At 43.3% G+C, this 10,631-nt stretch carries 11 protein-coding genes; 7 read left to right on the forward strand and 4 right to left on the reverse strand.

Annotated elements, in window-relative coordinates:
* The first annotated feature begins 111 nt into the window (after nucleotides 1-111).
* Nucleotides 112-861, forward strand: coding sequence for a Crp/Fnr family transcriptional regulator (locus F6K20_RS10400; RefSeq protein ID WP_008186231.1), 750 nt, complete (start codon nucleotides 112-114; stop codon nucleotides 859-861).
* A 185-nt stretch (nucleotides 862-1,046) separates the two neighbouring features.
* Here F6K20_RS10400 and F6K20_RS10405 read toward each other — a convergent pair whose 3' ends face one another.
* Both F6K20_RS10405 and F6K20_RS10410 read right to left on the reverse strand, forming a co-directional pair.
* Nucleotides 1,047-1,229 (reverse strand): Sec-independent protein translocase subunit TatA/TatB, encoded by a 183-nt coding sequence (locus F6K20_RS10405; RefSeq protein WP_044493720.1) that lies wholly within the window; start codon nucleotides 1,227-1,229, stop codon nucleotides 1,047-1,049.
* 202 nt (nucleotides 1,230-1,431) lie between these two features.
* Entirely contained in the window at nucleotides 1,432-2,625 is a 1,194-nt protein-coding gene (locus F6K20_RS10410; RefSeq protein WP_008186229.1) for an RNA-guided endonuclease InsQ/TnpB family protein, read from the reverse strand.
* Between the two features lie 679 nt (nucleotides 2,626-3,304).
* On the opposite strand from F6K20_RS10410, the gene F6K20_RS10415 reads away from it, so the two are divergent.
* The 5 genes from F6K20_RS10415 to F6K20_RS10435 all read left to right on the forward strand — a co-directional run bounded on the left by F6K20_RS10415 (nucleotide 3,305) and on the right by F6K20_RS10435 (nucleotide 8,352).
* Nucleotides 3,305-4,045 carry a phycocyanobilin:ferredoxin oxidoreductase gene (locus F6K20_RS10415; protein ID WP_008186228.1) on the forward strand — a complete coding sequence of 247 codons (741 nt, stop codon included), beginning with the start codon at nucleotides 3,305-3,307 and terminating at the stop codon, nucleotides 4,043-4,045.
* Between the two features lie 232 nt (nucleotides 4,046-4,277).
* Nucleotides 4,278-4,805: a MarR family winged helix-turn-helix transcriptional regulator gene (locus F6K20_RS10420; protein WP_008186227.1), complete on the forward strand. Its 528-nt coding sequence runs from the start codon at nucleotides 4,278-4,280 to the stop codon at nucleotides 4,803-4,805.
* Between the two features lie 146 nt (nucleotides 4,806-4,951).
* Nucleotides 4,952-6,271, forward strand: coding sequence for an ABC exporter membrane fusion protein (locus tag F6K20_RS10425; protein WP_008186226.1), 1,320 nt, complete (start codon nucleotides 4,952-4,954; stop codon nucleotides 6,269-6,271).
* Between the two features lie 181 nt (nucleotides 6,272-6,452).
* Nucleotides 6,453-7,601, forward strand: coding sequence for an ABC transporter permease DevC (devC, locus tag F6K20_RS10430; RefSeq protein WP_008186225.1), 1,149 nt, complete (start codon nucleotides 6,453-6,455; stop codon nucleotides 7,599-7,601).
* Between the two features lie 55 nt (nucleotides 7,602-7,656).
* Nucleotides 7,657-8,352: a DevA family ABC transporter ATP-binding protein gene (locus tag F6K20_RS10435; protein WP_008186224.1), complete on the forward strand. Its 696-nt coding sequence runs from the start codon at nucleotides 7,657-7,659 to the stop codon at nucleotides 8,350-8,352.
* A gap of 15 nt (nucleotides 8,353-8,367) precedes the next feature.
* Here F6K20_RS10435 and F6K20_RS10440 read toward each other — a convergent pair whose 3' ends face one another.
* Nucleotides 8,368-9,585: an RNA-guided endonuclease InsQ/TnpB family protein gene (locus F6K20_RS10440; RefSeq protein ID WP_008186223.1), complete on the reverse strand. Its 1,218-nt coding sequence runs from the start codon at nucleotides 9,583-9,585 to the stop codon at nucleotides 8,368-8,370.
* A 130-nt stretch (nucleotides 9,586-9,715) separates the two neighbouring features.
* On the reverse strand, nucleotides 9,716-10,351 hold the full coding sequence (grpE, locus tag F6K20_RS10445; RefSeq protein ID WP_287249071.1) for a nucleotide exchange factor GrpE: 636 nt from the start codon (nucleotides 10,349-10,351) through the stop codon (nucleotides 9,716-9,718).
* Nucleotides 10,352-10,379: 28 nt separating this feature from the next.
* On the opposite strand from grpE, the gene F6K20_RS10450 reads away from it, so the two are divergent.
* Nucleotides 10,380-10,559, forward strand: a complete 180-nt coding sequence (locus F6K20_RS10450; RefSeq protein ID WP_287294606.1) for a hypothetical protein — start codon at nucleotides 10,380-10,382, stop codon at nucleotides 10,557-10,559.
* Nucleotides 10,560-10,631 lie beyond the last annotated feature (72 nt).

The following is a 10,631-nucleotide window of genomic DNA, read 5'->3' on the forward strand; positions in this document are numbered from 1 at the left end:
TCTGTTCCCTGCTCCCTGTTCCCTGCTCCCTGCTCCCTGTTCCCTGTTCCCTGCTCCCTACCAAATTCAGAAATACTATAACTATCAAACACTGTCAAAGGACTGGTAGGCATGGTCTCAATAGAACAATTAGCTCAAGTCTGGGTGCTGAAAGACCTAGAAACCTCAGCGCTAGAGAATCTTCAGCCTTATACCAATGTACGGGCTTATTTTCGGGATGAGATTGTGATCTACGAGGGCGATCGCCTCCCCTGCCAACTCTATGCCTTAATCAAGGGAACCCTGCAAATTAAAAAAACCGGGACTAATGGTAAAGAAAGCCTTTTGCGCATCATCCCTGAGGGTGATATTTTTGCGGCTCCGGCAATTTTTGGTAATGGTATTGCACCCGCAACAGTTATTTGTCAGGTGGACTCCCTAGTGCTAACCATAGAACGAGAGGCGCTGTTAGAGACCATTCGCCATACCCCAGAAGTGGCGTTGCGAATCCTGGAAGTCTTTAACCAACGCCTGCAACAAATTCATAACACCGTACATGGACTAATTTCTGAAAGGGCAATTGTACGACTGGTGCGTCTGCTGCAATACTATGCAACTCGCTATGGAACTGAGTCTGTTGCTCAGGGAGACTCCTTAAATATCAACCTTCCTTACTATCAAATTGCTCGCAGTATAGGTATAACCTATGAAGAATGCGTGCGTTTGTTCAAAAAGATAAATGCCATCAATTCAGTGGTTACCTACAAGCGGGGAGGCAAAATTATTATCAATGACTGGCAGCAGTTAGATGCGATCGCCTTTGGCGCGGCTGAGGCCTTTGGCCACGCTGCGCGAACGCCGATCGCGGACAACGAAGGATGAAAAGACTAGGGAGTCGGGAGTCGGGAGTCGGGAATCGGGAAAAAATCCTGTGTACCTCGTTTGTACCTCGTTACTATGAGAAACGTGCTGATTGCAGGAATTGATATAGCTTCCATCGCCTGGGATAACCAGGTCTTAACCGTAAAGTCAGCGTAGGATGACTCAATCCCTGAACGTTTTATTAATTATGAATCTTTCTGCTCAGTTTGTGACTCCTCAGGGTCTGATGTCGGATTATTCATCTCGTCTTTGAAGCCTCTGAGGGTTTTCCCTAGGGCGCTGCCGATTTCAGGAATTTTCTTCGGTCCAAAAATCACAACTGCCACAACGCCAATAATCATCACTTCGGGCCATCCTAAACCAAACATACCAATTTTCTCCAAACTCCTGTTAACTTTGAATTAACCTTGAACTGCTTGATAGCACTTAGCCCATCCTACTTCACGGCCAAGCAAAAAAATTCTCTAACAAATCTACTTTACGGTTTTACCAGGCGCACAATCAACCTAGGTCAATCTCGGTCGCCCACTCAAAGTATTGACACTCTCCGTCCTTCTAGGACGGGGATTCTTACTTCACAGAGCCGTCTTGCTCGACCAGGCCGGAGCCAGGAAAAGTAGAGGACAGTTCTCCATAAGCGTTCGGATCAATGATCCAGGTTCCTGTATGCCCTACAGTACCCAAGGCTCTTTTTAGAATATTGATAGCTGCATTATGGTCGCGATCCAACACACACCCGCACTTACAGGTATGGGTTCTAGTAGATAGCGATTTTTTGACAACTTCACCACAGTTTGAGCAATTTTGGCTAGTATAGGTAGGATTGACTGCTACAGTTTCTCTACCAAACTTTCGTCCAAAATACTCTAACCATTTTCTAAACTGATACCAACCTGCATCATTAATAGACTTGGAGAGACAGTGATTTTTGACCAAATTTCTCACCCTTAAATCTTCGTAAGCGACCACATCATTAGAGTGGATTACGCAACGCGCGAGTCTCTTCGCATGTTCTTCACGTTGCCTACTTATTTTAAGGTGCATCCTGCCTAATCTATTAACGGCTTTCTTACGGCTAGATGAGCCTTTATTTTTGCGAGAAACTCGGCGTTGATGAAACTTCAACCGCTTCTCGCCCTTGCGATAAAACCTTGGATTTGGCTCTGTGTTTCCCTTGGAATCGGTATAAAATTCTTTCAGTCCTACATCTAACCCAATGTTGGTATGTGATGGTTCTAGAGATTCTTTAACATCAGCTTTGACACAAAACTGGACATAGTAACCATCTGCTCGACGTACTAACCTAACTCGCTTGATCAGCTTTTGGTCGTAACGCCACAGTTCCCAGGTTCCCTTGAGTTTTAGTTTCCCAATTCCTTTTTTGTCTAAGAATTTTATTGATTTGGTATCAAGGGAAAGTTTCCAGCCTGATGTCTTGTATTCAACTGACCGGGAAAACTTTTTAAACTTGGGATAACCCTTTTTGCCAGGGACTTGTTTTTTACACTTATCGTAAAACCTAGAAATTGAACTATAGGCTCTTTCCACTGAAGTTTGACAGGCATGAGAGTTTAAGTCTTTAACAAAAGGATATTCAGCTCTGAGCCACGTGTTATAGCGATACAGGTCTTTTTGTCCTATCCCTTTATTGTCCATCCAGTAACGGATGCACTTATTTCGTACAAACTGACCAGTACGTATCGCCTCATCTATGGCGGCATATTGAGTTTTATTCCCTTTGACCTTAAATTCTAATACTATCATCTTGACGTGGGACAACTCTAGGTAACATTGTAGCACAAAAAGAAAAAGCCGTCCGTTGTTCGCGCAGCGTGGCCTACGGCCAAGTTACCGTAAGATAGTGGAGTCTTTATGGTTGGCAGGCTATGCGTAAAAGGGTTAAAACTTATTGATTAAGACTCCACAATAAACAGGTTTCGTCTCCTAGAAGGACGGGGCTTGAGACCCAAATTTTTGGTCATTTTCGGGCGGGCAGGATGCCCACCCCACTCACCTTCATCCGAAGATTCAGCAATGCCCCGCTAGTCCATGCTACTAGCAAGGAATTTTATGCGATCGCAAACAAAATCCTTTATCCAATCCCAGCAGTAACAAAGTTTTGTGTAGCGTTACAGGATTGACCATGGCAAGCTGATATCCTAAGCTTATCCGAAGTCCATACTAGGATATCTTGCTGCAATTGATGGTGACCGATAAGGTGAGAAGATAGAGGTCGAAGGATGAAGGAGGAAAGATAAAGTATAAAAATATACCATTTGCAAAGGTTACAATCAATGCAATGGTTGATACTTCAAGTCTTGCATGCCTTTTGTCTTTTGCCTACCCCTCTTGTTAAGGGGGATAATGGGGGGAGAACCCATCCAACCCTTTTGTCTGCAAGCCTGTTGCCTCCATTTTACCCATAGCCTTTAAGTGTTAAGGAATGTCAACCACTTCCACGCCATCCCTAAGAACCCAACAAAACCCTCTGTGCGCTAAGCTGGCAGACTGTATAGAGTCGAACTGGCGGCGCTACTTCGACCTTTCTCCTTATCATTTACCAGCCGAGTTAGGCTACGTGGAAGGACGGCTTGAGGGAGAGAAACTGACTATCGAAAACCGTTGCTATCAGACACGTCAGTTTCGGAAAATGCACCTGGAATTGGCAAAAATAGGTAAGATGTTGGACATTTTACACTGTGTAATGTTTCCTCGTCCAGAGTATGCTCTGCCCATGTTTGGCTGTGATGTGGTGGCAGCTAGAGGACAAATTAGTGCTGCGATCGCAGACCTTTCTCCACTCAACCCTAAACGTACCTTACCAGAAGCCTATCACTGTTCGTTACAGACCCTACCAAAACCTGAGTTTAAACAGCCCCGTGACTTACCACCTTGGGCAGACATTTTTTCAGAATTTTGCATTTTTGTGCGTCCCAATGGTCCAGAAGAAGAAGCACAGTTCCTGGCATGGGTGGATGATTTATTACAGATTCACTGTGCCCATGCTGCTAATGCCCTACCGGTCTCTAGAGAAAAGCAAGCAGAAATTATTGCTAGTCAACACTATTATTGCAGCAAGCAGCGGCAGAATGACAAAACCCGGCGGGTGCTTGAAAAAGCTTTTGGTGTTGAATGGGCAGAGAACTATATGACCTCGGTACTATTTGACTTGCCAGTATCTTGATACTTAATCAATCGTAAAGCTGATTAGTTTGCTGATTAGTTTAGGGATGGAGCAATGGATGATAGCGGTTCTCATATTAATGAGGTACACAGGATTTTTTTCCTGTTACCTGTTCCCTGTTACCTGTTCCCTGTTCCCTAAAATCCACAACTTGTATACCTCACCTATTTGAGAAATACTATAGTAAGGCACGATAATAATAAGTCGGCAAACTTTTTTAAGGGGATAGACTATGTTCACTAGACGTGACCTTCCCTCAGAGCAGGAACTGCTAAATTTCGCGAGACAGTACCCTGAGCTAGATATAGAATCAGTGTTTACTTGTCTGTCGTTCCTGAAAACTACCACTGAAATCTACGAAGCGATTGACACTCATATGGGTCGCTACGAGTTATCAATCGGTAAGTTTACTGTACTCATGCTATTACACAAAGCGGGTTCGTTAGGCTTGACTCCTTCCGAATGTGCTCAACAGGCTGGTGTTACTCGTGGGACGATCACAGGTCTGCTTGATGGTCTTGAACGTCAAGGGTTAGTTAAACGCCAGCCCCACCCAGATGACCGACGGATGCTGATGGTTAACCTGACTCCAAACGGTTGGCAGTTCTTGAAGCAAATGCTTCCCGAGCACTTTAATCGGGTGACAGGTTTGATGGCTAACCTGACTGGCGCAGAAAAGAAAACCTTCGTTAAACTTTTAGCAAAGTTGCGAGCGGGAACCCCTGCTATGCACTCAGCTGAATTTCAGCTGAGCCAGTAATGAGGGATTGCTCAAAAAATCTGTTAGCGGTGCTCATCTAGTATTTACTTTATGGTAAATTAAATAGTAAGGAGCCATATAATATGGCACACAAGAGATGGTTATGACTCATATAACCGACAAAGGTTGATTTAACCGGAGGAGTCATGGAGCCAAAAATTGGCATAAAAGATCAGGGATTCTCAAAGCCCCTAAGCCGTTGGGTGATTGTACTGGCTGGTGTTGGGATTCTGGCAACTGTGGTCGCTAGCGGATATAGTTTGGAAATGGTCCGTGAGCGCCCACCAGAACCAGTGCCATCCGCCAGTAAAACCCCAGCTATCCGAGCTGTCACGGCTCTAGGACGTTTCGAACCTGAGGGGGAAGTTATTCAATTAGCTGCTCCAACAACTTTTCAAGCACCAAGGGTGGCTCAGTTACTGGTTAAGGAAGGGGATAAAGTAGGTGCCAATCAATTGATTGCCATCATGGAAAATCGCGGACGCTTACAAGCGGATTTAGAACGGGCAAAAGCGGAGGTTAAAGTAAGCCGTGCGAACTTGGAGAAAGTCAAAGCCGGTGCTAAAAGCGGCACCATTGCTGCTCAGGAGGCTAAGATTAAACGACTAGAGGCAGAGTATCGGGGGCAGAAGGAGGCGCTACAAACTCGCATTGACCGTTTACAGACTCAGCTGCAAGAAACACAACAAGAGAAAGATGCCACAGTCAGGCGATTAGAGGCTCAGTTAAGGAATGTCCAAGCAGATTTTCAGCGCTATCAGCAGTTAGAACGAGACGGTGCGATCGCAATTTCCGAATTGGACAGCCGCCGCCTAAACGTAGAAACTGCCCAAGAGAGCGTGAGTGAAGCCATAGCCAACCGCACCCAAACTATAAGCACCCTCAGGGAACAACTCAAAGAAGCTATGGTCAACCGCAAGCAGACCCTAGCTGTAGTAGAAGCACAGATTAACGAAGCCAAAGCTACCCTAGAAGAGATTAAAGAAGTACGTCTTGTAGATATTAGACAGGCTGACGCAGAGCTAGAAATGGCTATGGCACAAGTCAAGCAAGCCGAAGCAGAATTAAAATTTGCTTACGTCCATTCTCCACTAGATAGTCAAGTTTTGAAAATTAACACTTATCCAGGAGAAACCGTAGATCAAGAAAAGGGAATTGTGGAACTAGGGCAAACTGACCAAATGATGGTTGTTGCTGAAGTCTACGAAAGTGATATTGGTAAAGTCAAGCTAGGACAGAAAGTAACAATTATTAGTGAAAGCAAGGCATTTGAGGGTAAACTCAATGGCAGTGTAGTTAGAATTGGGCAACAAATTGACAAACAGGATGTTCTTGACACTGATCCAGCCGCTGACGTAGATGCCAGAGTTGTTGAAGTAGATATTCGTCTAAATCCAGAAGACAGCAAGACCGTGACTGATTTAACTAACTCCCAAGTCATCGTAAAAATAGTTATTAGTAATTAGTCAATCGCTTTGCTCCAATTAAAAATTATCAATTCAAAATTCAAAACTAACCTATAAATTAATTCGTGGGCTTGTATCCGGTGGAAACACTTACAAAGTATAAGGTTATTCATTTTTAATTTTTAATTTTTAATTTTTAATTTTTAATTAAAAAATAGTAATTAACCAGTAAATATTAATCATGAAAATACCTTTAGCATGGTTACAATTGACCCATGAAAAAATGCGTTTGCTGGTGGCACTGGCAGGAATTGCTTTTGCCGATATTTTAATGTTTATGCAAATGGGTTTTAGGGATGCCCTGTTTGCCAGTAATGTGACACTACATAATAGCTTACAGGGTGACATTTTTTTGATTAGTCCCCAGTCCCAATCAATACTCGCTCTGAAAAGTTTTCCTAGTCGCAGGTTGTATCAAAGTATTGCATTTGATGGGGTCAAATCGATCCGTGGGATATATATGGACTATGGCCTCTGGAAAAATCCTCAAACCCGTGAAACTCGCAATGTACTTGTGATTGGGTTTAATCCTACTGACAACGTCTTCAATTTATCTGGAGTAACCAGCAATCTGGATACGATAAAAATGCCCGATGTAGTTTTGTTCGATGACAGCTCCAGACCTGAATATGGTCCTATTGCTGAAGAGTTTAATCAGGGCAAGGAGATAACCACTGAAGTCAAAGAACGTCGCATTCGAGTAGGAGGCTTATTCACCCTAGGGGCTTCCTTTGCAGCAGATGGAAATGTGATCACCAGTGATTTAAACTTTTTACGCCTTTTCCCTGATCGCCATAAAGGACTAATTGATATCGGTTTGATTAAATTAGAACCAGGGTTAGATGTGGAGATAGTTGTAGAGAATATGAGGCGCGAACTTTCTAAGGATGTTAGAGTTTTATCCAAGGAAGAGTTTGTTAATTGGGAGAAAGCTTACTGGCAAAGCAGTACATCAATAGGCTTTATTTTTACCCTCGGTAGCGCTATGGGATTTATCGTGGGTACAGTGATTGTTTATCAAATTCTATATACTGATGTCGCGGATCATTTGCCTGAGTATGCTACCCTTAAAGCCATGGGTTATAAAACCAGGTATCTATTGATAGTTGTTTTTCAAGAAGCTCTGATTCTGGCAATTTTAGGTTATTTTCCTGGATATGGACTGGCACTAGGGTTGTATAGTTTAACGAAAAATGCTACCAGTTTACCCATAGCCATGAGTCTAGCTAGGGCAGTGACAGTTTTGATTCTGACGATTATTATGTGTTGTATTTCCGGTGCGATCGCGATCGGGAAACTCCAAGCAGCCGATCCCGCTGATATTTTTTAAACTATTGCTAAAACTATAATCAATAACCAATAACTAGCTAGGAAGGAAAACTGTCATGGTGGACGAAGCAGTTGTATCCATTAAGCATCTTAATCATTACTTTGGTAAAGGTTTTCTACGGAAACAGGTTTTGTTTGATATTGACCTAGACATCCACCAAGGAGAAATTGTGTTGATGACTGGTCCTTCTGGATCGGGTAAGACGACATTACTAACCCTAATCGGAGGATTGCGATCGCCTCAATCTGGTAGTCTTAAAATCCTAGGACAGCAACTGCTGGGAGCCAATAAACGTAATTTGATAGCGGTGCGGCGTCATATTGGCTATATTTTCCAGGCTCATAACTTACTCAAGAGTTTAACAGCTCGCCAAAATGTGCAAATGTCAGCAGAACTACACCCAGAACTTTCTGTTAAAGATGCTATTACTAAATCAGTAGCTATATTGGAAGAAGTGGGCTTAGGTAAGTGGGTGAATTACTACCCAGATAAACTTTCTGGAGGACAAAAACAACGAGTCGCGATCGCTCGTGCTTTAGTGGGTAATCCCAAGATACTCTTAGCCGATGAACCAACAGCAGCACTAGACAGTAAATCCGGTCGTGAAGTGGTGGATTTAATGCAGCAGTTAGCTAAAGAACAGGGCTGTACAATTTTACTCGTTACTCACGACAATCGAATTCTCGATATTGCTGACCGGATTGTTAATATGGAAGATGGGCGTCTGAATGGTATCAAAGCAGTTAGATGAACTACCACCTGCTTGCTACGCAGAGCAGGTGGTTTCCAGCTTCACAGGGGATTGCCTTAGCTTGGGTTTACTTCCTCGCTTTGGTCTTACATCCCCTCCACTAGCAGAATCCCCCGTCCCAGAGGATTGTAATATCCTGATACCTTCTGCTCTAATGTTCTTGGCTGCATTCTCATCTCTATCATGGTGAGCGCCACAGTTAGGACATTTCCAAGCCCTGATATCTAATGGCATTTCACTCACTTGATAAAGGCAACTATAACATGTTTTAGAGCTAGGAAACCATTTGTCAATTTCCACTAGTACCTTGCCTTCCTTTTCTAATTTGTAAGACAAGAAATTGACAAACATCCCCCATCCGGCATCCAATATTGCTTTAGCTAGATTGTGGTTCCGAAGCATACCCTTAGTATTGAGGTTTTCAACTACGATGACTTGGTTATCGTCAACAAGCTTTCTTGATAGCTTATGTAAGTAGTCTTGACGGGTATTGCTAATACGTTCGTGAACCCTAGCAACTATTCTTCTGGCTTTGTTTCTGGTGTTACTACCTTTTTGTTTTCTAGATAATTTATTTTGCTTTCTGGCTAAATTTTTCTCGGATTTGTACAAGTGTCTAGGGTTAGCAAACTTGGAGGTTTTATTCCCATCATTAACTATGGCAAAATCTTTAACCCCTAAATCTACACCTGCTACTTTTCCCTCATGATTAGGTTGAGGATTATCCCCTTCTAACTCAGTCAAAATAGATGCAAAATATTTCCCAGATGGTGTCATGGAAATAGTAACAGTTTTGATTTCTCCTTCAATTGGACGTTTGTCAAACTTGGTTTTGATTACACCAACTTTCCCAGGAAATTTCAAATTACCATTAACTAGTTTTACCTTTTGGGGATATTGAATAGATTGTTTACGCTTCTTTGACTTAAATCTAGGGAACCTAGCCCTACCTTGAAAGAAGTTTTTATAAGCCGTGACCAGATTTAAGGTAGCAGCTTGTAACACCTGAGAATAACAGGTTTTTAGCCATTCTGTTTCCTCGGCTTTTTTAAGCTTTGGAAGCAGGGCATTGAGACTAGATTGCCTTACACTTTTCCCTGTGGATTTGTAGGTTTCAATGCAATGGTTTAGAGCATAATTCCACCACCACCGAGCGCAACCAAAGTGTTGAGCTAATATTTCTTTTTGTTCATCGCTCGGATAGATCCTGACTTTGATTGCGTAGTGTCTCATCTTTTGATCACCTCCTTGTTATTATTATATACAATTTGTTATAACTATATTCCGGGCAAAAATAAAATCCTGGTGTTCGCTCTCATCCCCCACCTGCTAGCGCGAGGAAGGGGAATTCCCGCTCACTCTGTTAAACTGGACTAACTTTAGCACGATGCAGCAACTTATCACCAATGCGGTAGCCAGTGTAACGTACCCTAACCCGATCACCTGGTTGAGCACTGCCTGACATGAGTTGGTGTTGTTGTGGATCGTAAGGAATTTCTTGCCCCACAGATGCGATCGCTTCCACACCCCATTTTTCTAACAACTGTTCCACTGGCTTTACCAGGGGCAATAATCTCACTGCTGGTAACTGCTCATTCTGTTGTGCCGCATAAGCAGCAGTGGGCCATTGCACTAGCCAGGATTCTAGCACTTGTAAACTAGATTGCTGAAACTCCTGCATTAAAGTCTCGCGCTGCTGTTCCAACTGCTGTTCTAGACGCTGGTACTCCTGCTTGAATGTTGAGTCTTCCTGCTGTAACGTAGAAACAGAATCTGGCAAAAACATAACCAGTAACTGATTAAGCGACACCTGCAACGCTTCAGCAAGTTTTAGCAGCGTTTTTAGCTGCATCTGCGAGACCTGACCTTTCCGCAAACGCCTCAGTTGCAACTCGGAAACATCAGCCCTGAGACTGAGTTGCCTAAAACTAGGAATATCCACTTTTGCCATAAGTTGTCGCAACTGTTCACTGTAATTGGGATAGGAAGACTCGGTCATTTCCAGGCTGACGTATCAAGGATAAAAGATGACAGGAGAAGATTCCGGAAATCTGATCAACTCCGGTAGAGTAATTATCATATCCATGATTGTGATTATTGGTAAGTGCGATCAGCTAATGCGCTACGCGCACGCTTGGCCTTTGGCCACGCTACTTGAGGTGCGAACAGCTATCAGCCGTGGCCAAAGGCCAAAGGCTGACAGCTGACAGCTGACAGCTGACAGCTGACAGCCAACTGCTGAATGCTTACCAAATTAGATATTTGCTCAAAGTGCATTG

This window comes from Moorena sp. SIO2C4 (genome assembly GCF_010672485.1).
Lineage (GTDB): Bacteria > Cyanobacteriota > Cyanobacteriia > Cyanobacteriales > Coleofasciculaceae > Moorena > Moorena producens.

What these genes read in the sequence shown, in the direction of transcription:
- F6K20_RS10400 (WP_008186231.1), top strand. Translation starts at nt 112, where the DNA reads ATGGTCTCAATAGAACAATTAGCTCAAGTCTGGGTGCTGAAAGACCTA.
- F6K20_RS10405 (WP_044493720.1), bottom strand. Translation starts at nt 1,229, where the DNA reads ATGTTTGGTTTAGGATGGCCCGAAGTGATGATTATTGGCGTTGTGGCA.
- F6K20_RS10410 (WP_008186229.1), bottom strand. Translation starts at nt 2,625, where the DNA reads ATGATAGTATTAGAATTTAAGGTCAAAGGGAATAAAACTCAATATGCC.
- F6K20_RS10415 (WP_008186228.1), top strand. Translation starts at nt 3,305, where the DNA reads ATGTCAACCACTTCCACGCCATCCCTAAGAACCCAACAAAACCCTCTG.
- F6K20_RS10420 (WP_008186227.1), top strand. Translation starts at nt 4,278, where the DNA reads ATGTTCACTAGACGTGACCTTCCCTCAGAGCAGGAACTGCTAAATTTC.
- F6K20_RS10425 (WP_008186226.1), top strand. Translation starts at nt 4,952, where the DNA reads ATGGAGCCAAAAATTGGCATAAAAGATCAGGGATTCTCAAAGCCCCTA.
- devC (WP_008186225.1), top strand. Translation starts at nt 6,453, where the DNA reads ATGAAAATACCTTTAGCATGGTTACAATTGACCCATGAAAAAATGCGT.
- F6K20_RS10435 (WP_008186224.1), top strand. Translation starts at nt 7,657, where the DNA reads ATGGTGGACGAAGCAGTTGTATCCATTAAGCATCTTAATCATTACTTT.
- F6K20_RS10440 (WP_008186223.1), bottom strand. Translation starts at nt 9,585, where the DNA reads ATGAGACACTACGCAATCAAAGTCAGGATCTATCCGAGCGATGAACAA.
- grpE (WP_287249071.1), bottom strand. Translation starts at nt 10,351, where the DNA reads ATGACCGAGTCTTCCTATCCCAATTACAGTGAACAGTTGCGACAACTT.
- F6K20_RS10450 (WP_287294606.1), top strand. Translation starts at nt 10,380, where the DNA reads ATGACAGGAGAAGATTCCGGAAATCTGATCAACTCCGGTAGAGTAATT.